The sequence below is a fragment of the Ruania alba genome (assembly GCF_900105765.1).
Taxonomy (GTDB): domain Bacteria; phylum Actinomycetota; class Actinomycetes; order Actinomycetales; family Beutenbergiaceae; genus Ruania; species Ruania alba.
Genome location: NZ_FNTX01000002.1, coordinates 1,863,370 through 1,888,320 on the forward strand (window position 1 = coordinate 1,863,370; position 24,951 = coordinate 1,888,320).

The 24,951-nt window shown below is 69.5% G+C and carries 25 protein-coding genes and 3 pseudogenes; 11 read left to right on the top strand and 17 right to left on the bottom strand.

Annotated elements, in window-relative coordinates; translation table 11 throughout:
* Positions 1–71 precede the first annotated feature (71 nt).
* From BLU77_RS18765 to BLU77_RS18775, 3 genes are read left to right on the top strand one after another with little or no spacing between them, the layout of a single operon-like run.
* Positions 72–701 (top strand): DsbA family oxidoreductase, encoded by a 630-nt coding sequence (locus BLU77_RS18765; RefSeq protein ID WP_281242124.1) that lies wholly within the window; start codon positions 72–74, stop codon positions 699–701.
* Complete coding sequence (locus BLU77_RS18770; RefSeq protein WP_217632506.1) at positions 698–1,627, top strand: NADP-dependent oxidoreductase; 930 nt, start codon at positions 698–700, stop codon at positions 1,625–1,627. The genes BLU77_RS18765 and BLU77_RS18770 overlap by 4 nt, the downstream gene beginning before the upstream one ends.
* The gene (locus BLU77_RS18775) at positions 1,624–3,006 is read left to right on the top strand and encodes an MFS transporter (protein WP_089774656.1); all 1,383 of its coding nucleotides are present in this window, start codon (positions 1,624–1,626) and stop codon (positions 3,004–3,006) included. The genes BLU77_RS18770 and BLU77_RS18775 overlap by 4 nt, the downstream gene beginning before the upstream one ends.
* On the opposite strand, the pseudogene BLU77_RS18780 reads toward BLU77_RS18775, so the two are convergent.
* From BLU77_RS18780 to BLU77_RS18805, 5 genes and pseudogenes are all read right to left on the bottom strand, one after another.
* Positions 2,993–4,641: pseudogene (locus BLU77_RS18780) on the bottom strand (ABC-F family ATP-binding cassette domain-containing protein). The gene BLU77_RS18775 and the pseudogene BLU77_RS18780 overlap by 14 nt on opposite strands.
* Before the next feature lie 34 nt (positions 4,642–4,675).
* Entirely contained in the window at positions 4,676–6,682 is a 2,007-nt protein-coding gene (locus BLU77_RS18785; protein ID WP_139177848.1) for a hypothetical protein, read from the bottom strand.
* Between the two features lie 127 nt (positions 6,683–6,809).
* Positions 6,810–7,829 (bottom strand): glutathione S-transferase family protein, encoded by a 1,020-nt coding sequence (locus tag BLU77_RS18790; protein ID WP_089774660.1) that lies wholly within the window; start codon positions 7,827–7,829, stop codon positions 6,810–6,812.
* 521 nt (positions 7,830–8,350) lie between these two features.
* Positions 8,351–8,797, bottom strand: a complete 447-nt coding sequence (locus tag BLU77_RS18800; RefSeq protein WP_089774664.1) for a hypothetical protein — start codon at positions 8,795–8,797, stop codon at positions 8,351–8,353.
* Entirely contained in the window at positions 8,794–9,732 is a 939-nt protein-coding gene (locus BLU77_RS18805) for a hypothetical protein (protein ID WP_089774666.1), read from the bottom strand. The genes BLU77_RS18800 and BLU77_RS18805 overlap by 4 nt, the downstream gene beginning before the upstream one ends.
* A gap of 85 nt (positions 9,733–9,817) precedes the next feature.
* Here BLU77_RS18805 and BLU77_RS18810 point away from each other — a divergent pair, with 85 nt between their 5' ends.
* Positions 9,818–11,284, top strand: coding sequence for a family 20 glycosylhydrolase (locus BLU77_RS18810; protein ID WP_139177849.1), 1,467 nt, complete (start codon positions 9,818–9,820; stop codon positions 11,282–11,284).
* Here BLU77_RS18810 and BLU77_RS18815 read toward each other — a convergent pair.
* Both BLU77_RS18815 and BLU77_RS18820 read right to left on the bottom strand, forming a co-directional pair.
* On the bottom strand, positions 11,251–11,661 hold the full coding sequence (locus BLU77_RS18815; RefSeq protein WP_245708943.1) for a YdeI/OmpD-associated family protein: 411 nt from the start codon (positions 11,659–11,661) through the stop codon (positions 11,251–11,253). The genes BLU77_RS18810 and BLU77_RS18815 overlap by 34 nt on opposite strands.
* Positions 11,658–12,506 (bottom strand): annotated as a pseudogene (locus BLU77_RS18820) (transposase); the annotation flags it as partial. The pseudogene BLU77_RS18820 and the gene BLU77_RS18815, both read right to left, overlap by 4 nt.
* Positions 12,507–12,641: 135 nt before the next feature.
* Between BLU77_RS18820 and BLU77_RS18825 the strand changes: the two are divergent.
* Positions 12,642–13,151, top strand: a complete 510-nt coding sequence (locus BLU77_RS18825; RefSeq protein ID WP_089774670.1) for a DinB family protein — start codon at positions 12,642–12,644, stop codon at positions 13,149–13,151.
* A 51-nt stretch (positions 13,152–13,202) separates the two neighbouring features.
* On the opposite strand, the pseudogene BLU77_RS18830 reads toward BLU77_RS18825, so the two are convergent.
* Positions 13,203–13,406 (bottom strand): annotated as a pseudogene (locus tag BLU77_RS18830) (ISL3 family transposase); the annotation flags it as partial.
* 57 nt (positions 13,407–13,463) lie between these two features.
* Complete coding sequence (locus BLU77_RS22980; RefSeq protein ID WP_281242118.1) at positions 13,464–13,592, bottom strand: hypothetical protein; 129 nt, start codon at positions 13,590–13,592, stop codon at positions 13,464–13,466.
* Positions 13,593–13,666: 74 nt separating this feature from the next.
* On the opposite strand from BLU77_RS22980, the gene BLU77_RS18835 reads away from it, so the two are divergent.
* A complete protein-coding gene (locus tag BLU77_RS18835; protein ID WP_089774672.1) occupies positions 13,667–14,512 on the top strand; it encodes an aldo/keto reductase in 846 nt (281 codons plus the stop codon).
* Positions 14,513–14,701: 189 nt separating this feature from the next.
* On the opposite strand, the gene BLU77_RS18840 is transcribed toward BLU77_RS18835, so the two are convergent.
* The 5 genes from BLU77_RS18840 to BLU77_RS18860 all read right to left on the bottom strand — a co-directional run bounded on the left by BLU77_RS18840 (position 14,702) and on the right by BLU77_RS18860 (position 19,002).
* Positions 14,702–15,952 (bottom strand): MFS transporter, encoded by a 1,251-nt coding sequence (locus BLU77_RS18840; RefSeq protein WP_089776009.1) that lies wholly within the window; start codon positions 15,950–15,952, stop codon positions 14,702–14,704.
* Positions 15,952–17,667 carry a dolichyl-phosphate-mannose--protein mannosyltransferase gene (locus BLU77_RS18845; RefSeq protein WP_089774674.1) on the bottom strand — a complete coding sequence of 572 codons (1,716 nt, stop codon included), beginning with the start codon at positions 17,665–17,667 and terminating at the stop codon, positions 15,952–15,954. The genes BLU77_RS18840 and BLU77_RS18845 overlap by 1 nt, the downstream gene beginning before the upstream one ends.
* Before the next feature lie 175 nt (positions 17,668–17,842).
* On the bottom strand, positions 17,843–18,136 hold the full coding sequence (locus BLU77_RS18850; RefSeq protein ID WP_089774676.1) for a PIN domain-containing protein: 294 nt from the start codon (positions 18,134–18,136) through the stop codon (positions 17,843–17,845).
* Entirely contained in the window at positions 18,133–18,405 is a 273-nt protein-coding gene (locus BLU77_RS18855) for a hypothetical protein (RefSeq protein WP_089774678.1), read from the bottom strand. Before BLU77_RS18855 ends, BLU77_RS18850 begins: the two co-directional genes overlap by 4 nt.
* Positions 18,406–18,444: 39 nt before the next feature.
* On the bottom strand, positions 18,445–19,002 hold the full coding sequence (locus BLU77_RS18860; RefSeq protein WP_089776011.1) for a dihydrofolate reductase family protein: 558 nt from the start codon (positions 19,000–19,002) through the stop codon (positions 18,445–18,447).
* A gap of 101 nt (positions 19,003–19,103) precedes the next feature.
* On the opposite strand from BLU77_RS18860, the gene BLU77_RS18865 reads away from it, so the two are divergent.
* From BLU77_RS18865 to BLU77_RS18880, 5 genes are all read left to right on the top strand, one after another.
* A complete protein-coding gene (locus BLU77_RS18865; protein WP_175477217.1) occupies positions 19,104–20,108 on the top strand; it encodes an Ldh family oxidoreductase in 1,005 nt (334 codons plus the stop codon).
* The gene (locus tag BLU77_RS18870) at positions 20,105–21,103 is read left to right on the top strand and encodes a proline racemase family protein (protein ID WP_089774681.1); all 999 of its coding nucleotides are present in this window, start codon (positions 20,105–20,107) and stop codon (positions 21,101–21,103) included. The genes BLU77_RS18865 and BLU77_RS18870 overlap by 4 nt, the downstream gene beginning before the upstream one ends.
* 87 nt (positions 21,104–21,190) lie before the next feature.
* Positions 21,191–22,033 (top strand): 16S rRNA (cytidine(1402)-2'-O)-methyltransferase, encoded by an 843-nt coding sequence (gene rsmI / locus BLU77_RS18875; RefSeq protein WP_245708944.1) that lies wholly within the window; start codon positions 21,191–21,193, stop codon positions 22,031–22,033.
* An 87-nt stretch (positions 22,034–22,120) separates the two neighbouring features.
* A complete protein-coding gene (locus tag BLU77_RS22255) occupies positions 22,121–22,273 on the top strand; it encodes a hypothetical protein (protein WP_175477218.1) in 153 nt (50 codons plus the stop codon).
* Positions 22,270–22,482, top strand: coding sequence for a hypothetical protein (locus BLU77_RS18880; protein ID WP_139177851.1), 213 nt, complete (start codon positions 22,270–22,272; stop codon positions 22,480–22,482). The genes BLU77_RS22255 and BLU77_RS18880 overlap by 4 nt, the downstream gene beginning before the upstream one ends.
* Before the next feature lie 25 nt (positions 22,483–22,507).
* Here the strand turns inward: BLU77_RS18880 and BLU77_RS18885 are convergent, their stop codons facing one another.
* From BLU77_RS18885 to BLU77_RS18890, 3 genes are read right to left on the bottom strand one after another with little or no spacing between them, the layout of a single operon-like run.
* A complete protein-coding gene (locus BLU77_RS18885; RefSeq protein WP_342741491.1) occupies positions 22,508–23,227 on the bottom strand; it encodes an enolase C-terminal domain-like protein in 720 nt (239 codons plus the stop codon).
* Entirely contained in the window at positions 23,224–23,673 is a 450-nt protein-coding gene (locus BLU77_RS22420; protein ID WP_217632508.1) for a hypothetical protein, read from the bottom strand. Before BLU77_RS22420 ends, BLU77_RS18885 begins: the two co-directional genes overlap by 4 nt.
* Entirely contained in the window at positions 23,670–24,950 is a 1,281-nt protein-coding gene (locus tag BLU77_RS18890) for an enolase C-terminal domain-like protein (protein WP_089774685.1), read from the bottom strand. Before BLU77_RS18890 ends, BLU77_RS22420 begins: the two co-directional genes overlap by 4 nt.
* Position 24,951: the final 1 nt, after the last annotated feature.

Sequence of the window (24,951 nt, forward strand, 5' to 3'; positions counted from 1 at the left end):
AGTGGACTTGATGAAGTCGACTCTACATCGAGTCAACGTGACGAAGACGGGAGTGCAGCAACGTGATCGACGTGGATGTCTGGGCAGATGTGCGATGCCCGTGGTGCTGGATCGGACTACGTCGCCTCCGGCGGGCCAAAGCCATGATCGAGGAACCTGTGCGCGTGCGTCGGCGCAGTCTTCTGCTGGAGCCGCATGGCCCTGCGAGCCCGGGCCGGCCGACCGCGCAGGTCGCGACGAGTGAGTGGGGGATGTCTGCGACTGAGTGGGAAGCTAGGAGTCGACACATCCGGTCCGCGGGCGAGAGTGAGGGACTGCGAATCGACGTCGACGATGCCCCGATGTTCGACTCCACCCCGCTGCACCGGCTGCTCAAGCTCGCAGATGAGGCGAGGAGCGGCGATGTGGAGGCCGTGTGGGAGGACGCATACGCGACACATTTCGAGCGCAACGAGAACCTGGGCGACCCCGCAGTTCTTCGCGCACTGGCGTCGCGGTGGGCACTGGACGAATCCGAGGTTCATCGCACGCTGACCGGCGAGCGATTCGCCGCCGAGGTCTCCGACGATGTGGACACCGCCCGTCGGACCCAGATCACGTCCGTGCCGACGGTAGTCGCCCCGGACGGGAGACGTGTCTCGGGCAACGCGTCCGTGGATGAGGTCGCCCAGTTCCTCCTCGCCGCTGGTTCGATTCGATGAGCGCGACGATGCGGGCTGCGGCAATCGATGCCGTCGGCTCGCCCGACCAACTGCGTGTGCGCGAGCTCGCGCGCCCGGCCGTGCCAGATGACGGCGTCCTCGTCCGCGTGGTGGCTGCCGGCGTCCAGGTGACCGACGCAGCCATCCGCGCGGGGTGGACACCGCCGGGGGCGGTGATCCGATTCCCGCAGATTCTCGGCAACGAGTTCTCCGGTGTTATCGAACAGACCGGAGCTGACGTGGACGGGTTCGTGAAGGGTGACGAGGTGGCGGGCTTCAACACCCTCGGGTGCTACGCAGAGTATGTCGCAGTGCCGGCCTCGCAGGTTGTTGCCAAACCGTCGTCCGTACCCTGGCGGGCGGCTGGCGCTCTTTCGGCATCGGGGCAGACGGCGCATACCGCCCTCGAGGATCTCGCTGTGAGGGGAGGCGATGTGGTGCTGGTGCACGGCGCGGCAGGGGGCGTCGGCTCAGTGTTCACCCAGCTCGCTGTTCGCGCCGGTGCCACTGTGATCGGCACCGCCAGCGAGTCCAATCACGACTACCTGCGAGCCTTGGGGGCGATTCCGCTCGAGTACGGTCCCGGACAGGCAGCACGGATCCGCGCCGTCACCCCTCGCGTGGATGTGGCATTCGACGCGGCTGGGCACGAGAACCTGCGTACCGCCGTCGAACTCGTCGCCGACCGCGACCGGATCGCCACCATCGTCGACATGGCGCTTGCACAAGAACTGGGTTGCCGCATCGTGAGGAGCCGACGTACCGCGAGCCGGTTGGCGGACCTCATGGACCGACTCACCAACGGCCACCTCGGCGTCCATATCCGACGGAGCTACCGGCTTGAGGAGGTCCCTGATGCTCACCGGGACGTCGAAACAGGGCATGGGCGCGGCAAGATCGTGCTCGACATCGACGAGGCACCATGACCGCCGGTGCACGACTCGCGCGAGAGTCGCTCTGGACACCGTCGACCTGGCCGTTCATCACCAGCGTGCTGGCGTTGATGACATTCATCGCGTTCGAGGCCTTCGCCGTCACCACCGTCCTTCCGGTGGCGATGACCGAGCTCGGCGGACCGCAGTGGTACTCGCTCGCCTACGCCGCCACCATGACCGCTGCGTTGGTCGGGATGGTGACCGGCGGGAACTGGGCTGACCATGCCGGCCCGCGCGCGCCATTGAGAGTCGGAGGGACCCTCTTCTTGGCGGGCCTCGCGCTCTGCGTCGTAGCACCCGATGCGGCGACGTTCATTGTCGGGCGGCTCATGCAAGGCATCGGTGGCGGGATCGACTCCGTCGTCCTCTATGTACTGATCGCACGCCGCATACCCGAGAGGGCCCGCCCGCGAATGTTCGGGCTCCTCACGGCGGCATGGCTCATCCCGTCGATGGCGGGCCCGGTGCTCGCAGGCGCCCTGACGGAACTGATGAGCTGGCGCACAGTGTTCGCGCTCATCCTCGTCGGTGCCGCGATCTCGTTGCTCCTGCTGCTGTTCGTGACGCGCAGTCCGGCGCCGCGGATCCGGGCGTCGGCGCGGGAGGTCGTCGGACGCAAGGGCGTCCTGTCTCTCGTGGCTGCCCTGCTGCTCGTGACCCTTCATGTCGGCGGACAGCTCGGGTCGTCGATCTCGACCATGGTGGTCCTTCCTGGCGTGATCGCGCTGGCTGTGACGGCGTGGAGCATCCTGCCTCCAGGGACGTTGGCGCTGCGCGGAGTCCCGCAGCGGCTCGTCGCGCTCCGCGCCATCCTCGGCGCCACGGTCACCGCCACCAACGTCTACCTCACCCTCTACCTCCAGACCGAGCGCGGATACCCACCCACCACGGCAGGGCTCGTGATCGCTGTCGGCGCGCTCGGCTGGGCATCGGGTGCTTGGCTGCAGGGCCGGTTCTCGAGCGGACACCGGGCCCACCGGCGCCTGGTCTTCCTCGCCACCGCCCTCGTGGCGGCCGGTCCCGTCGGTGCCCTGCTCTATGTGGTCACCGATCTCCCTGTCTGGGCGGTTGTGGCGGGGGGTATCGCCATGGGCGTCGGGATGGGTATCGCGTACCCGCGGCTGTCCAGCGCCACCCTCGCCTTGGTGGAGGCCCCACAGCACGGTGCCTACAGCTCGGCCCTGCAAGCGGGCGAGAGTATGAGCGTCGGTGCCACCACCGCACTGGCAGCCGTGGTCCTGGCCACCACGTTGTCCACCGACGCCTCCTTCGCGCTGGTCAATGCCATGCTGATCGGGCTCGCCGTCGCGGGGACCGCCATCGCCTCGTCGACCGAGTGGGAACAGCGGCGATCGGTCAGCCCTCGCTGAGCTGCCCCGCCTCCACATGCCAGCGCCGGGTGGCGCGCACCGTGGCGAGCATCCGTCGGTCGTGGGTGACCAGCAGCACCGTGCCTGCGAAGCTCTCCAGTGCTTGTTCCACCTGCTCGATCGCCGGCAGGTCGAGGTGGTTCGTCGGTTCGTCCAGCACCAGCAGGTTCACCCCGCGTGCCTGCAGCAGCGCCAGTCCGGCGCGGGTGCGCTCGCCAGGGGAGAGCGCACGGGTGGGGCGCCGCCCGGCATCACCACCGAGAGCGAACTTTGCGAGCAGCGTGCGCACCTCCGACTCCGGCCAGTCCGGGACCTGCGCACCGAACGCTTCAGCCAGAGGCGCCGAATCGTCGAACAGCGCCCGGGCCTGGTCCACCTCGCCGAGCGCCACCGAGGCTCCGAGCGACGCGCGCCCGGCGTCCGGGGCGATCCGGCCCAGCAGCAGTGCCAGCAGCGTGGTCTTCCCGGACCCGTTCGCACCGGTGATCACGATCCTGTCGCCGGCGCTCACCTGGGCGCTGACCGGCCCGAGGGTGAAGTCGCCGCGCCGCACCACGGCCTGGTCCAGGGTGGCCACCACGGCCCCGGACCGGGGCGCCGCGGCGATCGACATCTGTAGCACCCACTCTTTGCGTGGCTCCGGCACCTCGTCCAGGCGCTCCAAGGCTCGCTCGGACTGGCCCACCTTCGCGGCCTGCTTCTCCGAGCGGGAGACGGCCGCGTGGATGAGGTGCTTGTCGCCGTCGGTGGCCTTCTTCCGGGCATTGCGCACGCCCTTGTCCGTCCACTGCTTCTGCGTCTGGATGCGCGAGCGCAGGCCGGACACCTTGTCGGCATACTCCTCGTACGCCTCCAGGGCATGCTGGCGAGCCAGCTCCCGCTCGGCCAGATAGGCTTCGTACCCGCCGCGGTAGACGTTCACCTGCTGCTGCGGGCGGTCCAGCTCCACGATGTCGGTGACCGTGCGGGCGAGAAACTCCCGATCGTGACTGACCAGCACCAGCGCCGCCCGGGAGGAGGCGACGAACCGTTCCAGCCGATCCAGGCCGGCCAGGTCGAGATCGTTGGTGGGCTCGTCCAGCAGCAGCACGTCGTAGCGCTGCAGCAGCAGCGCGGCCAGCCCCACCCGGGCTGCCTCCCCACCGGAGAGCGTGGTCATCTCGGCGTCCAGACCCGCCGTCAGGTTCAGGTCGTTCGCGACGGCGGGGGTCCGGTCGGCCAGGTCGGCGCCCCCCAGTGCCAACCACCTCTCCAGGGCGAGGGCGTACGCGTCGGCTGCTGCGCCGTCGTCGGGCCGGGTGGCCATCGCCTCGGCCGCAGTATCCATCGAGGTGGTCGCCTCGGCCACCCCGGTGCGCCGGTCCAGGAACTCCCGCACCGTCTCTCCCGGAACTCGTTCGGTCTCCTGTGCCAGCAAGCCCACGGTGGCGTGCGCGGGGCTAGCGTGACGGAACCGGTGACCTCCGCCGTCGTACGGGCACCGGCGAGCACGGCGAGCAGGGTGGACTTGCCGGAACCGTTGGCCCCGACCAGACCCCAGACGTCGCCGGGAGCGACGGTGACGGTGAGATTGTCGAAAAGCTGGCGGGCGCCGAAAGCCGCCCCCAGCCTCGAGACGTGCAGGGTGGCGGACATGAGCGTCACTGTACGGCGCGACCGCCGTCCACTCTCAACGCATTTCCGAGTCGGGTCCCGACGCGATCGGCTCGGGAGCGCCCGTGGCGGGACGGCGCCGACGCCGCGCGAGCAGGACCGCACCGAGCACGATCAGGACCAGCAGGATGAGGGCCGCCGCGACGAATGCCACGCCGAGCCACATCGCCCAGCCGGCACGCTCGCTAGCGGTGTCGGCCAACGTCTGCGCCCGGTCGAGCTCACCGGCCGTGAGGGCCGCACCGGCGGAGGCGACCGTGCGGTCCGCTTGCACCAGCGCCTCACCGAGCTCGGTGAAGGGGTCGCCCTCCGTCGTGACGATCTCGGTCACCTCGGCCACCTGGCCGATCACAGTGGCCGCCTGCGGGAGCGTCGCCTCGAGGGCGGCATAGTCCTCCTCGGACTCCGCCTCCTCGTAGGCGGACCGGACGGCCTCGGGCACGTCGAGACCGGTGTCCGCCGCGGCTCGTTGCACGGCGGCTGCGTCCTCGGCGGCCGGCTCGAGGAGCGGGAAGGTCCCCTCGGCCGCGTCGAAGTCCCAGTCCGTCATCTCGGTGCGCAGGCCCAGGGGTGGCTGCCAGGCGCCGTCGGTCTCGTCGATACTGGCGTAGCGCTCGCGGGCTGCGGCTCGAGCGTCCAGCAGCTCGCCCTGCTCCTCGGTGACGACCCACCGCCGGTAGGCGCCCGTTCCATCGACACCGCCGCGCTCGGCGGCCAGGTCGAGGAAGCGCCGCCAATCCACCGGACCGTGGTTCTCGCCGGAACCGGGCTGCTCGTAGGCGGACTCGCCGTCGTAGGCAGCGGCGATCACCGCGCTGAACTGGGCGTTGTCGAGGTCACCGAGGAACGCCTGGACGGCGGTGTAGGAGGCCGGGTAACCGTAGTCGTCGGTCTCGGTGCGCTGATGGTCTTCGGTCCACTCGATCAGCGGTAGCGACCCGTCGCCGGACCGATCCGGTGCCTCCGGTGGGGTGCTCTCCCCGCCCAGGAGCGCCACGGCGCGATAGGCAGTGGCCTCGGTCAGACCCTCGCGCAGCCAGCGGCTGCTGAACTCCGGAGCGTTGAACCAGGCGTGCCCGAGCTCGTGATACAGCGTGACCTCGTCGAGTTCCTCGCCCACCACGATCTCGTTGCCCACGCTGTCGAACCACGCATAGCCGATCACATGCGGGGAGATGTCTTCGCGCACGACTTGGACGTCCGCCGGCCACGGGGCGCCGAGAAGCTCCTCGAGCACCGGCACACCGGTCGCGATTCGTCCGACGGCAAAGTCTCGCCACTCCTCGTCCCCGGGCAGGCTGTGCACCGTCAGCGGCACCACACCGTCCAGCGGGACCTCCGCCGTCTCGGCCTGGTCCGGGTCGCGCAACGAGACGGCCGACCAGACGCCCCAGCCGTCGCTGTACTCCTCGCTGCGGTAGACGTTGGTATCTCCCTGACGCTCGGACTCGAAATCGATAGTGGCGTTGAAGTCCAGGCTTCGTGGCGCCACCACCTCCACGCTCACCGCGCCCTCGTCGCCGGAGGCCTGTGCGGGGAACATGGCGTAGCCGGGGCCGACTCGGGTGCTCTGCTCCGAGCGCAGCGGGGCGCCCTCGATGGTGTAGGTCCACTCGATGGTGCGGCTCTGGCCGTAGCGCAACGGTGCGAAGGAGGCGTGGGCCCACAGTTGGTCGGGGTACTCCTCGTCCTCACTGATCCGGACGGTGAGTGAGGAGCCTCCGCTGGTGGCCTGTACCTCGGCGGCGCTGGCGGGCACCGCGATCGAGTACTCGTCGAAGTAGTAGTAGCGCGACCCCTCGTCCGGGGTGACGTTGGCAATCGTGGTGGTCACCTCGGCAGTGACCGTTCCGTTCTCGGTGACGACGAACCGGGCGTGGGTCTCCTCGGTGAGCCCGCTCGTCGCGGCGGCGGGGGTAGCGGTGAGGTCGAAGGGTAGCCCGAGGAGGGTCAGCGCAGCGGCGAGGAGAGCGATCAGTGTGGTGCGGTGCATCCGGCGCCGGCTGGGTGGGTGGTCCGCCACGATCGCTCCGATGTCGTCAGGCCAGAAGCCGGCCAGACGGCCGTTCAGAGATGATAGCCGCCGGGCGCACCGCTCGTGGCGGGTTGCCCGGGTCGCCTGGGCGGGGAAGTTCTGGCAGGCGGGTCGCTCAGTGCAGCGGAGTGGCGTGCGCCGGGACCTGCTCGTCCGCAGGCACCGGCCCCGGGGGAGTGCCATCCCCGAAGGGGCGGCCACCCAGCTGCTCCCGATGGTGCGGCTCCAGCCAGCCCGCCAGGTCCGGGCCCTTCGGGATGATGCCGTTCGGGTTCACGTCCCGGTGCACCACGTAGTAGTGCTCCTTGATCTGCGCGAAGTCGATCGTGTCCCCGAAGCCCGGGGTGGTGAACAGGTCGCGGGCGTAGGCCCAGAGCACCGGCATCTCGCTGAGCTTGGACCGGTTGCACTTGAAGTGCCCGTGGTAGACGGCGTCGAATCGGGCGAGCGTGGTGAACAACCGCACGTCGGCCTCGGTGATCGTGTCCCCGACGAGGTAGCGCTGGGTGGCCAGTCGCTCCTCGAGCCAGTCGATCCTCGAGAACAGCTGGTCGTAGGCCTTCTCGTAGGCCTCCTGGGAACCGGCGAAGCCACACCGGTAGACACCGTTGTTCACGTCCCGGTACACGAGCCCGGCGACCTCATCGATCTCGTCCCGCAGGTGCTCCGGGTACAGGTCGGGGGCGCCGTCGCGGTGGTAGGCCGTCCACTCGGTGGAGAAGTCGAGCGTGATCTGCGGGTAGTTGTTGGTGACCACGGCTCCGCTCGGGATATCCACGATCGCCGGCACGGTGATCCCGCGCGGGTAGTCCGGGGTGCGGGCGAAGTAGGCCTGCTGCAGCCGCTCGATCCCGAGCACCGGGTCCACCCCGCCCGGATCGAGGTCGAAGGTCCAGGAGCGGGCGTCGTGCGTGGGGCCGCTCAGGCCCATCGAGATCGCGTCCTCGAGCCCGAGCAGGCGCCGCACGATGATCGACCGGTTCGCCCATGGGCAGGCTCGCGCCGCCACGAGCCGGTACCGCCCGGCCTCCACCGGGTAGCCGTCCCGGCCGTCGGCGGTGATCCGGGTCTCGATGTAGCGGGTGTCGCGGGTGTACTCGCGACCTGGTTCGACATAGGTGCCCTGCTCAGCCATGGGATCAGCCTACGACGGCAGAGCGGGTCAGCGCAGAACGACAAATGCCTCCCCGGACCCGCGAACGGCCACCTCGCGCGACGAGTGGTCGAGGCTCCCCACCACATGGCTCGCTGCTCAGTGGTGGGGCCGGGGCAACTCATGGGGTTGTGCGGACCCGACGCCTCCGCTCGACCAAACTCCCTAGCAGGACAGGCAGACCGAGGAGCAAACCCAGCGAAGTCGAATGGCGCGTGTCAGCGTCCAACGCCGTGACTGCGAGGACGATTCCTGCGACAACGATCGCGATGTAGGTCAGGAGACCAACCGTCTCGCCATACCGATATGTGAGCGCGGCTATGGCGCAGACGATGAGGAAACCGGCAACGACTGCAGCCACTCCTGCCACCTCCTTGGTAGTGGGATCCAGCGTTGGGATTTCGCAGATGCACCTCTGGTAGCAGTGACGGTCATGCTACGCGGTCGCGAATCGCGAGGGGGTGGCTGATGGAGGGTTTGTCGAGCGGCGGGGCTGAGGCGGGTCAGGACACCCCTCGTGCAGCCTTGCGCTGCCGGTGCGCCTGCAGCAGCAGCTCGTCGATCATCGCTGCCGCTCCTGCCCCGAAGTCGCGCGGGGTGTCGAAGATCAGCCAGCGCAGGAAGGGGTACGGGTCATCACCCGTCCACGCCATCTCGGCCATGATCGCGACCGAGCCGCTGGGTCCGCCCTGCTGCTCGCTGAGGTGGAGCGCGATCTCGGGCGAGCGGTCCGAACCCAGGGTCGCCGTCCGCGGCAGCTCGGTGCTGCGCAGCGCACGCGCGAAGGCGTCGAGGTGGCGGTCGGTGAAGACCGTCTCCAGTGACCCGCTCCACGGGTGCGCCTCAGTGATCACCGTGGTGTCGAAGTGCCACAGGCTGCCCTGGTAAGCCGTCTCGACCCGCAGCCGTGATCCGCCGGCTCCCAGGTCGAGGATCGGTGTTCGCGTCATGCCAGCTCCCGATGAGTGTGTGGTCTGAGGTGGGCGTCCGCGTGGGAGATGCGGCCGAGCAACTGCTGCAGGTGCAGCCAGCGGGCCGGCTCGAGCGTGGACATCGGCTCCCGGACCCCGATCAGCAGCCACCGGCCCTGCACCTCGACCAGCTCCACCGGCAACCCGGACATCGTCAGTTCGGTGGCCAGTGCCGTGAGGAATCCGGGGTCAAGGTGCTCACCCGGAGTAGCACTGGTGCGGACCCCGGCGGGGACATGGAGCGAGAACTCCTCGGTGAATCTCCGCTCGACCCGCTGCCACCGGCCCGGCAACGGCACCCGGTCGTTGTTCAGCGGCGAACGCCGCGACCTCAGCAGAGCGTGCGCGCGGGCGATCCTCAGCTCAAGAGCCACATAACCGAAGGTGCGTTCGATGCCGTCGGAGAAGTCGCCGTCGCGGAAGCTGTAGTTCGCGATGTGTGCGCGGGCCGAGGGGATCCAGACCAGGTCCGTCAGCTCACCGGTGCGCGCGAATGCGACCAGTGCCCCGCCGACCGGGGGCGGGGCCGCCGGGACGTAGCCGAAGCCGTTCACCTGGGCGAACCGGGCCAGACGCAGCCAGTGATCGTCCTCGTCGCGGCGGGCCAGGCGGGCGATCAGCACGACCGTCACGGCGCCCACCCCGAGCGTCACCAGCAGGTTCCACCCGGCGGCGGCGAGTTCATCGAGGAGGAACGTCACCAGTGCTGAGAACCCGAAGAACAGGGTGACGATCGCGCACAGACCCACCATCCCCAGTCCCGCGACCCCGGCAACGCGGCGTGCCTGGGGCGTTGCTGACCGTGGTGCATGGCCAGCCGCAACCATCTGCGCCCGGTAGGCGCGGGCTGCCTCGGGCTGCACCTGCGCCGTCAGGGGGCGCACGTCCCACGCGGTCTCCGGGAAGGGGGTCATCTCTTCGGACGGTAGGCGGGCCGGGTTGCGAGCGGTCGAACACGGCCTGTCCGGCTGGGCAACAACATCTCCGGCACGACGTAGCGTGAGGACCGCAACGTCCCTCGTCTCACCGGAGTCTCACGTGCGCCTGCCGCTCATTCCCGTGCCCCGTTCCGTCCAGGTTCCCGACGGCGGAGCGCCCGTTCCGCTGGATGGTGCCGTTCTCGTGGCGCCCCCTGGTGTGGCCGCGTACGCGGCCGGCTTGCTCGGCCTGCCCCTCGCTGAGGTGAGTGACCTCGCCGAGGCGAGCTCCGCCGTCGTGCTTTCCGAGCAGCCCGGACAGGGCGAGGAGTACACGCTGCGTGCCGGCGAGGGGCGGATCGAGGTGACCGGCGGCGCGCACGGATTGCTGCGCGGGCTTGCCACCCTGGTGCAGCTGCGGGATCTCGACCTGCCGGACGCGCCGGCCGGGGCGGTGCCCGCCGTGGAGATCTCCGACGGGCCGCGGTTCGCGCACCGGGGGCTGATGGTGGACATTGCTCGGCATTTCTTCGGTGTGCCCACCCTGGAGCGGGTGATCGACCTGATGGCGAGGTACCAACTGAACGTGCTGCACCTGCACCTCACCGACGACCAGGGGTGGCGGATCGAGACACCGAGCAGGCCCGAGCTCACCGAGATCTCCGGGCGCACCGAGGCCGGCGGCGGGCCAGGCGGGTTCCTCACCGGCGAGCAGTATGCGCACCTGGTCGGGTATGCGACTGACCGAGGGATCGCGGTGATCCCCGAGATCGACATGCCGGGGCACTGCAACGCGGCTCTGCACGCGGTGCCTGAACTGAACTCCTCCGGGGAGGCCGCTCCGGCGAACACCGGCATCGATGTGGGGTTCTCCATGCTGCGGCTAGACAACCCGGCGACCGCGCCGTTCCTCACCGATGTGTTCACGGACCTGGCCGCGATCACCCCGGGGGAGTACCTGCACGTGGGTGGCGACGAGGTGTGGAAGATGGGGGAGGAGGAATATGCCGGCTTCATCGATCTGCTCACCGGGATCGTGGCCGAGACCGGGAAGTCGCCGATGCTGTGGGGCGAGGCGGCCGTGGCCGGGCTGCCGGGTGACGCGCTGATCCAGCTGTGGGACTCCAACAAGGACCCGGCCCCGATCGTGGCCGCGGCCGAGCAGGGCGCGAAGGTGGTGCTCAGCCCCGGCAAGCGGGTCTACCTCGACATGCAGTACCACGAGGGCTACCGGCTCGGGCAGCACTGGGCCGGCTACGTCGAGACCCGGGACTCCTACGACTGGGACCCGCTCGAGTACGCGCCAGCGCTGCCGGCCGAGGCTGTGGTGGGAGTGGAAGCGGCGATCTGGACCGAGACCATCGTCACCGAGGATGACCTGTTCACCATGCTGCTGCCGCGCTTGGCCGCGGCGGCCGAGGTGGCGTGGAGCGCGCAGGAGGACCGGGACTTCGACGACTTCGCCGCCCGGGTGCGGGAGCAGGCGGGGATCTGGCGGGCGCGGGGGTACGCCTTCTATCCGAGCCCGCAGGTGTTCGGCGAGAGCTGACGTCCCGGGGCGAAGGCGGTCTCAGTCAGCGAGCCCGCCACGATCTTCGCCACCCGTCGCTGCTTCGTCGCCTCCGCTTTAGCCTCGGCCACCTGCCGGGCCGCCTCTTTGCGGCGGGAGGGGGCGAGAGCGTCGAACTGCGCGCGCAGCCCTGCGCTCTCCAGCGCCTCGGCCAGCTCGGGCGGCACGTCCACGGTGCGTTCGGCGGTGTCGACGGCGATGGTCGCCTCCACCACGTCACCACCCTGGACTCCCAGCTCGCTCTGGGACGCCTTGCTCAGGCCGATCATGATCTCGCCGCCCATCCGAGCCACCCGCAGCCGGGCGGTGGCCCCGTCGATGGTGACTGCGACGTGCGGATTCTTCTGGCTCTTCACAATCGAGGGTGTCGTTGGGGTCGGAAGCCGCCTGTCTCGAGTAGTGATCTGGCGACGTAGTTCGTCAGGTTGCGGAAGCCGTGGGCGGAGCCGCGGAGGTGTTCGAGGCGGCCGTTGATCGCTTCGGTGGGGCCATTGGAGGTGCCGGGCCGGTCGACGTAAGCGAGCACGTCGGCGGCGCGCTTGGTCAGGGTGCGGCCGAGCGTGATGATCTCGCTGAACGGGCTGAGGACGCCTCGGCTGATCGACTCGATCAACTACCTCATCAGCTCGCGGCCCCGGGATCGGTCGGGCTCACGGTAGGCGGCGATCATCCGCTGGTAGATGCCCCAGGTGGCTTCGACCTCGACGTGGGCGTCGGCCGCGAACAGCTCCGTCAGCCGGTGCTGCTGGGTCTCGGTGCGCCGGCACAGATCCAGGGCGTCGCCTGCCAGACGGACGACGTGGAACCGGCACAGCCTCGGGTGGCTCTTCGGCGATGGCGGTCTTGAACCCGGTGAACCCGTCCATCGCGACGACCTCGATATTATCGCGCCATGACTTGTACCGTTCGGCGAGCCAGGCCTTGAACGCCTGTTTGGAGCGGCCGGCGACCATGTCCAGAAGCCGCGCCGGCCCGGTGCCATCGCGGATCGGCGTCAGGTCGATGATCACGGTCACGTACTTGTCGCCACGCCGGGCCGCCACCCGAACGGCTCGTGCGTCAACCGCCGGACCACCGTGTCCCTGGCCGCGCCCCGGCATCCGCAGGGACGACACCATGTGTCGGGCTCGACAACCCGGCACCGGAGAATCGCCCGATCGGGCTCCAACCGCTGCGCGAGCACTTCGAGCCCGAGATCATCGTTACCCCCATCCTCGGGAGACCTCGCCCCCTACCGGCCACCGACGCGCCGTCCGGACTACACCCTCAACTGCGACTGCGAAGAGCCCAAAAATAGCCCCGGTGCGAGGGGCGGCCCGCGTGCTATGTTCCGGCCATGACTAGACCCGGTGAGATCCTCGGCAGCGTGGTCGACGCCAGCGAGCGCGAGCAGCTCGAGACGTTCCTGGATTACCTGCGCGACGCCGTCGTGCGCAAGGCCCGCGGGGTGTCGGAGGAGGACGCCCGGCGCAGCCCGGTGCCGACCGGCACCAACCTCGGCGGCCTGATCAAACACCTGCGGTGGGTGGAACTGGGCGGGTTCGCCGGGCAGATCGGGCAGATTCCCGCCGCGGAGCTGCCCACGCCGCCGTGGACCGACGCAGACCCGGAGGCCGACCTGCGGCTGGAGCCGAACGAGAAGCTCGACGACGTCATCGCCGCCTACCAGGCGGCGTGCGACCGCTCCCGCGAGATCGCCGCCCAGCACAGCCTCGACTACGCCGTCACCACACCGCAGGGCAGGGAGCTGACGTGGATGTACCTGCACGTGATCCTGGAGACCGCCCGGCACGCGGGCCACGCGGACATCCTGCGCGAGATGATCGACGGCAGCGTCGGCGACTGACGGCTCGCGGCGCGTCGTCGGTCCGTGTTCCGGGTCGTCGGAGGCGGCGTTACACCGGTATCGGCGGAGGCTGACCTCCAACACCGCGGGCCGCCACCCGAACGGCTCGTGCGCCACCCGCCGGACCACCGTGTCCCTGGCCGCGCCCCGGCATCCGCAGCGACGACACCATCTGTCGGGCTCGACAACCCGGCACCGGAGAATCGCCCGATCGGGCTCCAACCGCTGCCCGAGCACTTCGAGCCCGAGATCATCGTCACCCCCATCCTCGGGAGACCTCGACCCCTACCGGCCACCGACGCGTCGACCGGACTACACCCTTAACTGCGAAGAGCCATTCTTCTGTGCGGGACCGAGCGCCTCGCACTGCCCCTCGGTGAGGACGATCGCCGCTGCACGCTCGTTCGCGCGGATGGTGGTGCGGATGGTCAGGGCGCTCATCTGCTGACCATAGGCCAGCGGTGTCCCGGGCAGTAGGGGTGCATTGCCACCCAAGACGTTGTTAACGTTGCCAGGTGACTGACACCAAGACACCCTCCCTGTCCCTCAACGACGGCACCACGATCCCGCAGCTCGGCTTCGGGGTGTGGCAGGTCCCGGACGACCAGGCCCAGGTCGCCACCGAGGAAGCCCTCCGTGTGGGGTACCGCCTCATCGACACCGCTGCCATCTACGGCAACGAGGCCGGCGTCGGCCGCGCCATCGCGGCCTCCGACGTGAACCGCGACGAGATGTACATCACCACCAAGCTGTGGAACGGCGAGCAGGGCTATGACTCGACCCTGCGCGCCTTCGACGTCTCGATGGACAAGCTCGGCCTGGACGTGCTCGACCTGTACCTCATCCACTGGCCGTGCCCGAAGGCCGACAAGTTCACCGACACCTGGAAGGCGTTCGTCGAGCTGAAGAAGTCCGGCCGGGTGCGTTCCATCGGTGTGTCGAACTTCCACGCCCCGCACCTGGACAAGATCATCGACGCCACCGGCGAGGTCCCGGTGCTCAACCAGGTGGAGCTGCACCCCTACTTCCAGCAGGGTGCGCTGCGCGAGGTGAACGCCTCCCACCAGATCGCCACCGAGGCGTGGTCGCCGCTCGGCTCCGGCCATGGTCTCCTCGAGGACGCGACCCTCACCGCGATTGCCGCCACGCACGGGGTGACCCCTGCGCAGGTGGTACTCGCCTGGCACCTGCAGGTGGGCAACGTGGTCATCCCGAAGTCCGTGACGCCGTCGCGCATCGCGGAGAACTTCGCGGCGACGTCGGTCACCCTGTCCGAGGACGAGATGACCAAGATCGCGGGCCTGGACGCCGGTACCCGCTACGGCGGCGACCCGGACGTCGCGAACTACGGCCTCGACTGACAGAACCACGTTCGAACGGCGCCGTCGCAGCCCAGGCTGCGGCGGCGCCGTCGTGTGTGGCGCCCTGCCGACGCCCCGCCGACGACCGCCGCCTACCCACCGGGGGTGAAGTTGACGTCGATTATCGGCGCGTAACCGACGTCAACTTCACCCCCGGTGGGCTGGTGGGCGGTGGTTTGGTGGGCGGGATCAGGCCCGGGGCGTGCGGGACCCGGTCAGCAGCACCCCGAGCACGGTCATGATCACCAGGGCACCGGCCACGATCGCGACCGGCACCTGCCAGCCGCCGGTGAGGGTGTGCACGCCGCCGACCATCGTGGGTGCCACGGCTGCGAGCGAGTACCCCACCGACTGCACCGTGGCCGATGCCTTCCGCGCCCGGTGCACCGAGGCGAACCGCCGCGAGATCAGGGTGAACACGAGCACGAAGTTCGCCCCCTGCGCCGCTCCAGCCAGGCTCACCCCCACCATCCACACCCCCGGAGCCACTAGCAGGGCCAGCGGAAGGCTCAACCATCCGCACGCGATCGCGATGAAGCTGGGCCGCAACCCGGCGTACCGGATGCCCACTGACGCTCCCAGGCTGCCGAGCACCGCGAACCCCTGGAAGAGCGACGCCGCCGCACCCGAGGCGCTCACCGGCACCTCCGCCAGGTCGGCGAGGATGAGCGGCAACCACGCGGTGAGCCCGTAGTAGCTCGAGGCCTGCATCCCGAACATCACGCACAGGGCCCAGGTGTACTTCTCCCGCAGCACACTGCGCCCCCCGACGGCGTCCCGCACCTCTCCCGATCCGGCGGCCCTGGCGGGCCGGGAGCCCTCCTGGGGGAGAGGGTGGCCGCGCCGGCCACCCTCGGTCGGCACGGCCAGCCACCACCACGCCACCGCCAGCACTCCCAGCACCGCCCAGGAGGCCAACGCCCACCGCCAGCCGATGAGGTGGGCGAGTGGCGCCGTCAGGGCAGTGGAGACCATCGTGCCGGTATTGATGACGGCGGTATAGATCCCGGTCACGGTGCTCACCCGGGTCGGGAACGTGCGCTGGGTGATCATCGGCACGGCGACGTTCGCCGTGGTGATGCCCAACCCGATCAGTACCGTTCCAGCGAACGCACCTGCGACGGCGAGCCCACCCAGGTCCACCGACCGCAAGCAGGTGCCCGCGAGCACCAGGAGCAGCGCCAGCAGCACACCTGAACGCAACGAGATCCTGCCGAGCAGGGCTGCCGCGGCCGGCGTGGTCAGGGCGAAGCACAGCACCGGGATACCCGTGAGCAACCCGGCGGTCGCGGCGGTGAGCTGCAGCTCGACAGACACCTCCGAGACCACCGGGGGCAACGCCGTCAGCGGCGTGCGCAGGTTCAACGCGGCGACCAGGATCGCCATGAGCAGCACCCCGTTGCCACCGAGAGCGCGCGTCAGAGCCCGCGTCGGACCCATCAGACCCAGCTCGGCAGCAGCATGTGCAGCCGCCAGAACCAGTACGGCACCCACTGGTTGGACCACACCGGCCAGTAGAACGCCCCCACTAGTACGGCCAGGATCACCAGGGCAGCCGCCGTCCAGATCCCCGGCCGGCGTTCCTGCAGCGTCAGGTGCCGGGAGCCGAGCAGCGTGCCGATCGCGAACGTCAAGCACATCGCGACGAAGGGGGCCAACGCCACGGTGTAGAAGGTGAAGATCGTGCGGTGCGCGTAGGCGAACCACGGCAGGTAGGTGGCTGCGTACCCGATGAGGATCGCCCAGGCGCGCCAGTCACCACGCCGCAACGCCGCCCACAGCACCAGCAGCAGCGCCAGGGCGGCGCCCCACCACAGGACAGGGTTGCCTACCGAGGTGATCGCCCCGACGCATCGCTCGGCACCGCACAAGTCCAGCGAGGTCGAGTCCTCGACGTCGCGCCAGGCGAAGGACGTGGGCCGGAGCTGGATGAGCCACCCGGCCGGGTGGGACATGTACGTGTGCTCAGACGTGAGTCCGTTGTGAAAGTCCCACATCTTCAGGTGATACTCCCACCAGGAGTTCAGCCAGTCCGGCATCCAGGTGCGCGCGGGCACCTCCGCGGTGGCGTTCACCTCGGCGGCCCACTGCCGGTTGTACGAGTGCGGGCTGAGCCACCACGGCAGCCAGGTGAGCATGTACACCGCGGCCGCAGTGGGTACCAGGGTGACGAAGGCAGGGAGGCCGTCCCGCAAGGTTCCGCCCCCGACCCACAGTGGTACGCCGGCGCTGCGGCGGGCGGTCACCGACCAGGCCACCACGGCGATCCCGAGCACAGCGACCGCATAGATCCCGGACCACTTGACGCCGCACGCGAGGCCCAGGCACACGGCGGCCACCAGCAGCCACCAGCGCATCCCCACCCGCGGCCCCCACGGGTCCCGGTACCGCCCGTGGGTGGCTAGCTCGGTGGCCGCAAGCCGGGCCAGTCGTCGCCGGTACTGCTCCCGATCCAGCAGCACCGCACCGAACGCAGCGAGCACCCAGAACTGCAGGAAGATGTCCAGGATGGAGATCCGGGACATGGTGATGTGCACCCCGTCCACGGCCAGCAGCAGCGCCGCCGTGCAGCCGAGCAGGCTGGAGGAGAACAGACGACGCGCGATCCTCGCCAGCAGCAGCACCGACAGGGTGCCGATCACGGCCGCGCTGATCCGCCAGCCCCACGGGGTCTCCGGACCGAGCAGGCGCATCCCGACGGCGATCATCCACTTGCCCACTCCGGGATGCACCACGTAGTCGGCACTGTCCTGGAGGTCCGAGAAGTCTCCGGCAGCGAAGTTCTCGTTCGGTTCCTCGTTCCAATCGCCCTCGTAGCCGAGGGTGAGCAGTGAGTACGCCTGCTTGACGTAGTAGGTCTCGTCGAAGACCAGCCGACCGGGGCGCTCCAGGTGCACCAGGCGCAGCACCCCGGCGATGGCGGTCACCAGCAGGGCGCCGACCCAACCCCACAGGCGCGAGCCTGCGACCGGGGAGAGCATCCGGTCGATGAGAGACTGCTCGATCTCGGCGGCTGAACGCCCTGCGACGTCGACCTCGCGCGGGTGCCACCAGCGGGGGCGGGTGGCGGTCTCGGGTTCGTTGGCCCCGGTGGAGCCCGATACGTCCTGTGGGGGTGCGTCCGGCGCAGCATCAGGTGCGCGCTCGGGACTCACCTACCCGAGTCTAGGTGGTTCGGTGGTCGAGACCGTGGGGGTGGTGGACCGCATCGGATCACATCTGGTGCGTGCGGAACGGGTTGACGATCTCGACGCCGCGGATCGTCGCACCGGTGCTGAGGTCTTCGGTCCAGAGCTCGCGGGCATTGGCCGACGCGGCGCTCTCCACGATTCAGGCATCGAAGATGGACAATGAGTGTTCGGTGGCAGTGTGTGCGGCTCGTGCGACCTGTACTTCGTCCATGGAGACGACGGGGTAGTTCATCGATTCGATCACCCGGGCGGCGTCGAGACGGGAGACGCGCAACTTGCGTGTCAGGACAGCATGCAACTCGATGAGGACCTGCATACTGACGTATGCGGGCACGGACAGGTCCAGTAGGAGTTCACGTGCTGTGGCCTGCTTGCCTACCTCATCGTCGTCAAAGAGGTAGGCGAGAATGTTCGTGTCGAGGAAGACGCTCATCGAGCGCGGTAGCGGTCGATGCGTTCGGCATACAGGTCTTCACGACTGAACCGCCTTCCCGCGGAGCGGCCACCGATCGACCGCGCGACGTCGATCAGCTTCGCAGTCGCTTCCCGCTGGCGGGCGATCGCATCGTCGGCATCGGCGTATCTGCGCAACTCCGACGCCAGGAAGGCGTTGACGGACTCGCCGCGTTCGATCGCTCGGATCCTCGCGCGCTTGAGTGTGTCCGCGTCAACGGTGATGGTGACACGAGAGCCGTGTAGCACGAGGTCTGCCCGGGCTCGGAGCCCGAGACCGGCCGGTCGTCATCGGAGCACGCGATAGCGCAGGCACACCACCTGGGAGTCGAAGATGCGGGACTCGACGAGATCGAGCCTCACCTGGCGCTGATGGGGGAAGAACGGGGTGCCACCGCCCGCCAGCACCGGGTGGATCCGGGGCTGGTACTCGTCGATCAGATCCATCGCCGCCGCCTCGTGTGCAAGGGTCGCGCCACCGATCGCGATATCGCCCGCGCCAGAGTCAGCCCGCAACCGCTCGATCTCCTCCGCTAGACCCGAGCCCAGCCGTGCGTTCCCCTCGACGGACGCGAGTGTGGTGGAGAAGACCACTTTGGGGATCCGCTTCCACAGCACCGCGAACTCTCGCTCGAGCGGACTCAACGCGGGGTTGTCCTCCGCTGTCTCCCAGTAGAGCATCGTTTCGTACAGCCGTCGGCCCATCAGATGGGTGCCAACGGCCCTGATCTGGTCGGTGCAGAATGCGAAGACCTCGTCGTCCGGCGCGGACCAGTCGAAACGGCCGTCGGGTCCAGCGATGTAGCCGTCCAAGGACATGCCCATCGCGTATGTCACGTGGCGCACCATGGCCTCCTCATCGAGTGCTCACCTGGATCATCTCGCAGCGGGCACCGAGGGGCCATGCGGGAGTTCCTGCGTGCAGCCGACGGATACCCTGGGACGACATGTCTGATGGATCGAATGCCGTCCTGCTGTCGTCGGCCGCGCTGGAGCGGGCGTGCGCTGCCGCTGTGCGGGGCGTCGGTGGGTCCGAGGAGACCGCCGCGGCCCTGGCGGCCGCCAGCGTGCAGGCCGAGCAGCGAGGAAAGCCCGCCGTCGGAGCCGCGCACCTGCTCGACTACCTGGACGCCCTCCGGTCCGGACGCCTCAACGGCGCGCCGGCCCCGACGATGGTGCACAGCCGAGCGGCGGCGATCTCAGTGGAGGCCGACGCCGGCGCGGCTCAGGTGGTGTTCGACCGGGCTCGGCCCGCGTTGATCGACAGCGCCGAGCGATGCGGTGTGGCCGTCCTCAGCATCCGCAACTCCTTCAGCGCCGGCGAGCTCGCGCACTACACCACGCAGGTCGCAGACCACGGGCTCATCGCGCTGGCGTGCGCGAACTCGCCCGCCCTGATGGCCGCCTACGGTGCCCGCACCGCCGTCACTGGTACCAACCCGTTGTCGTTCGCGCTGCCGCACTCGCACGGTCCGCGTGTGTTCGACCAGGCGGCCAGCGAGACTGCCTGGGTGTCGGTGCGCGACGCCGCAGCTCGCGGTGAGTCGATCCCCGAAGGCTGGGCACTGGGTCCCGACGGTGAGCCCACGACCGACGCCGCGGCAGGGATCGATGGAGCGCTCCTGCCGTTCGGCGGCGTGAAGGGCGCCAACATCGCCATGATGGTCGAGATGCTGGCTACGCTGGCCGGCGGCTCGTTCTCCCTCGACGCCGGACCCTTCGACTCGGGTGTACAGCCACCGCAGTTGGGACTGTTCGTCGCGGCCATCGATCCGGCCGCGTTCGATCCGGGCTTCGCTGAACGCGCCGAGGCTCACCACCGCCGACTCACCGAGCAGCACGGCGTCGACTTCGGCCGCCGTAAGAGCTCGCCCGCCGAGATCGCGATCCCGCACGACGTGCACGAGGCACTGCTGGCCGCGGCCCGGCCACCCGAACGGAGCAAGCAATGAGAACGAGCCGCGTCATCCAGACGGTCGAGGCACACACGGAGGGACTGCCCGTGCGTGTCGTCACCGGCGGGGTCGGGACCGTGCCCGGTGCCACGATGGCCGAGCGTCGCGAGTGGTTCATCGAGAACTCCGACGAGCTGCGCACCTTCCTGATGTGCGAGCCCCGCGGCCACTCCTGGCTCTCCGGCGCGATCCTGCAGCCGCCCACGCGCGCTGATGCCGATGCGGGCGTGCTGTTTATCGAGGTCACCGGTGTGCTCCCGATGTGCGGAGCCGGCACCATCGCGGTCGCGACCGTGTTGGTGGAGACGGGCATGGTGGCTGTGACCGAACCGGTCACCACCGTGCGACTCGATGTCCCGATCGGCCTGATTACCGCTGAGGTTCAGGTCCGAGACGGTCGAGCCGAGTCGGTCACGATCGTGAATGTGCCCTCGTACGCCCACGCGCTTGACCAGATCATCGACGTCCCCGGGTATGGCCAGCTTTCGTGTGATCTCGCGTTCGGGGGCAACTTCTACGCGGTCCTCGAGGCTGCCGACCTCGGGATTCCGTTCGAACGGGACCGTGCCGAGACGTTCATCACCGCCGGGCGTGCCGTGATGGCGGCGGTGAACGAGCAGATGGAACCCGTGCATCCTGACTCCGGCTATCGCGGGTGTGAGCACGCGGTGTTTCTGGCCCCGGGGTCGGACGGGAAGCACAGCCGCCATGCCCTCATCAACGTGCCTGGATGGCTGGACCGCTCACCCGGCGGCACGGGGACGAGTGCGCGGATGGCGCAACTGCACGCACGAGGTCAGCTCGCTCTGGATGAGGACTTCGTGAACCAGTCCTTCATCGGTACCTCGTTCACCGGGCGCCTCATCGAGCGGGTCGCGGTCGGTGGGCACGACGCCGTGGTTCCGACGATCACCGGTCGCGCCTGGCTCACTGCGACCGCGCAGTACATGCTCGACCCGACCGACCCGTTCCCGGCCGGTTTCACCGTCTGACCGACTCAACCGAACACCAATGCCGGGGCTGGGCCCGACAGCCCGCCCTTGTGCTGGAACCTCGACGGATGCGGCACACTGACAGGCGTGCCGACCGACATCCGCCCCGGAACGATCGTGCTCGCCGCGACCCCGATCGGCGATCCTGACGACGCGTCCCCGCGGTTGCGAAACCTGCTCGCCCGCGCTGACCTCATCGCCGCCGAGGACACCCGGCGGCTGCGGGCGCTCGCGGTCCGGCTCGAGGTGAGCATCGGTGGCCGGGTGGTCAGCTACCACGAGCACAACGAGGCCGGTCGCGGCGACGACCTGGTCCGTGCCGCCCAGGACGGGCAGATCGTGCTGGTGGTGACCGACGCAGGAATGCCCGCCGTCTCCGACCCCGGCTACCGCGTGGTGCGCGCCGCCGCCGAGGCGGGCGTGCCGGTGACGGCAGCCCCCGGTCCGAGCGCCGTCCTCACCGCGATCGCGCTCTCCGGGCTGCCCAGCGATCGGTTCTGCTTCGAAGGGTTCCTCCCGCGCAAGGCCGGTGACCGGCGGCGTGCGCTGAGTGCACTGGCCACCGAGCAGCGCACCATGGTGTTCTTTGAGTCCCCGCACCGCATCGAGGCCACCCTGACGGCGATGGCCGGCGTGTTCGGGGAGGCTCGCCAGGCCGCGGCGTGCCGGGAGCTGACCAAGACCTATGAGGAGGTGTGCCGCGGCCCACTCGCCGAGCTGGTCGAATGGGCGTCAGGTGAGATGCGAGGGGAGCTCACCGTGGTGGTGGCCGGTGCCGCACCCGTGGTGAGTCGACCGGAAGACTACACCGGCGCCGTCCTGGAACGGGTGGCGAGCGGAGAGCGACTCAAGGACGCCGCGGCTGCTGTAGCGACCGCCGTCGGGGTGAGTAAACGCGAGCTTTACGAAGCGGCGCTACGGGAGCGATGAAACCCACCCCGCGGCATCCGGCGCAGCTCTAGCATGTGGCCACCGGGCAGGCCCGCCCGGGTTGTGGACGACCCGGCGGAGGACTCGATGACCGAGCAGTCCCTCGACGATCCCACGGCGGTGCCCTGGCCAGGGCCAGCCGCGGCACCACCGCCATGGTCGCTTCCGGATCTCACAACAGACCTGGGCCGCGCCCGCTCCGGGCAGTGGGCCAGCGATGACCTGTGGGCCTTGTCGTGAGCGCCGATGGTGTCAGTTACGACGAGTTCACCAGCACCACCCCTGCGATGATGCCTGATGCACTGGCACTTCGTGGCGCGATCTACGACGGTGCGACGGCCACCGGGACCGTGGCTATCGCGATCCCGGACGGGACTGAGCTGGACCCCGCCGCCGTCTGGGTGATCGAGTCATGGAGCGAGGACACCGCCTACTTCGGCACGCTTTAGGGGCCGGCCGGCCCCACCCCAAGGCCTACCATTCCGCGTAACTGCCGTCGGTGCGTTGCCACACCGGTGACCGGTGCCGCTGCGGCTCGGCGGCTGCGGCGCGCACCGCGTCTTCGTCCACCGCGATCCCGAGACCGGGTGCACTCGACCGCACCAGGGCGCCGTCGCGGACCGTGAACGAGGCCGGGTCCACGAACCGGGCCAGGGTGTCGGCGGATCGGTCGTGCAGCTCCAGGTGGCACTCCTGCACCATCACCTCCTGCACGGCGAACCCGAGCTGGGCACAGGCGGCGAACGCGACTGGGCCGGTGGCACAGTGCGGGGCGAGCGCGACATGGCGCAGCGAAGCCACGGCGGCGATCCGCATCGCCTCGGAGATGCCGAAGCAGTGCGAGAGGTCCGGCTGCAGCACCCGCACCCCGGAATCGATGACGCTGCCCACCTCCCACCGGTCGTAGAGGCGTTCCCCGGTGGCGATCGGCACGGTGGTGCCTGCCGTGAGGGCGCCCAGCTCACCCTGGAACTCCGGTGGCAACGGCTCCTCGACGAATGCCGGTCGCAGCGGCTCCAGCTCGGCCAGCAGCACCCGTGCCTCGGCGGCGCTGACCCGGCCGTGGAAGTCGATGGCGAACGTCCGCTCCGGGCCGATCGCTGCGGCGAGGCGTTCCCATCGGCGCATCGTGGTGTGCAGGCGATGGGGCGTCTCGAGGAAGTCGCGCGGGCCCTCCGGGGCAGTTTTCATCATCCGGTAGCCGGCCTCGGTGAGCTCGTGGGCGCGATCCACCAGGGCGGCGTCATCGGTACCGTTCGCGGGGGCGTATAGGGGGAGGATGTCCCGTACCGGGCCGCCGAGCAGCACGTACACCGGCACCCGAGCGCAGTGCCGAGGACGTCCCAGAGTGCCTGGTCCAGCCCGGCTACGGCGGATCCGAGGATCGGCCCGCCGCGGTAGAAGCCGGACTTGTGCATCCGTTGCCACAGGCGCCCGATCTGCACGGGCTCACCGATCAGCAGGTCCGCGAGCTCGCGTACCGCCGCCTCGACGGTCTCGGCCCGGGACTCCAGGATCGGCTCACCCCATCCGGCGATGCCCGCGTCGGTGCTGACCTTGACGAGCAGGAACCGGTCCGAGACCCGGAAGGTCTCCACGGCGGTGATGCGGAGGTCCTCGGTCGTGGTGTTCGTGCTCATGGGGCGAACAGTGCTCCGTCGGTCCCGCGCACGCCGAGGGCCCACTGGTCGTGCCCGGAGCGCACCGGCGGGTGCGCCGCTGCTGCCTTCTCGTCGATGTCGATGCCCCACCCGGGCGCCTCGTTCGGGCGCATGTACCCGTTCTCCACCGGGAGTGTGCCGGGGAAGATCTCGTGCACGGCCTCCGGGTAGACGTGGCATTCCTGGATCCCGAACGCCGCGCTGGTGACGTCGATCGCGACGTTGGCCGCCGCCCCGACCGGGGAGACGTCCGCGGGCGAGTGCCAGGCGGTCTGCACCCCGTGCAGCTCGGCGAGGGTGGCCAGCTTGCGAGCGGGGGTGAGCCCGCCGATGGTGCTGATGTGGCACCGGATCAGGTCCACCCCGCCGTCGCTGATCAAGCGGGCTGCCTCGGTCATGGACGTGCACAGTTCCCCGACGGCGATCGGCACCGGCGAGGCTGCCCGCACCTCGGGGAGTCGGTCGAAGTGCTCCGGGGCGAGCACGTCCTCGAGGAAGAACAACCGGTACGGCTCCAGCGAGCGGGCGAGCATGATCGCCTGCTTGGGGGTGAGCCGGGAGTGCACGTCGTGCAGCAGGTTCACCTCCTCGCCGAGCTCGGTGCGGGCGCGGGCGAACAGTTCCGGGGCGGACGCGAGGTAGTCGCTCACCGACCACCCGTCGGGGTTGGCCGCCCCCGGGTAGCCGCCCGCAGTGCCGGGGGCGCCGTAGGTACCGATTCCCCGCTGGCCCACCTGCAGCCGCAGGTGCTGCCAGCCCTGCTCGATGAACGCCTGCGCCTGCTCCAGCGTGTCTTCAATAGTGGCGCCACTGGCGTGCGTATACGTGGGCACCGCGGTACGGACCCGACCGCCGAGCAACCGGTAGACGGGCATCCCGGTCCGCTTGCCGAGAATGTCCCACAGCGCCATGTCGATCCCGGAGAGCGCATTGTTGGCCACCGGTCCGTTTCGCCAGTAGGCGCTCAGGTGCGCCGACCGCCCGATGTCCTCGATGTCACCCGGGTCTCGACCGATGAGCAGACGTGCCAGGTGCTGTTCCACGTACTCCACCACAGCGGCGTACCGCTGGGTGAAGGTGGCGCAGCCGAGTCCGTACAGGCCCGGATCGGTGGTGTCCACCCGCACCACCACCAGGGGCATGCCCTCCGGTGCGGTGACGATGCACCGCACCCCGGTGATGCGCAGGTCGTCAGGTGCGTCCCAGGGTGGGAGCACGGTCGGGAAGGCGGGAGCCGGTCCGTCGGTGCTGGTCATC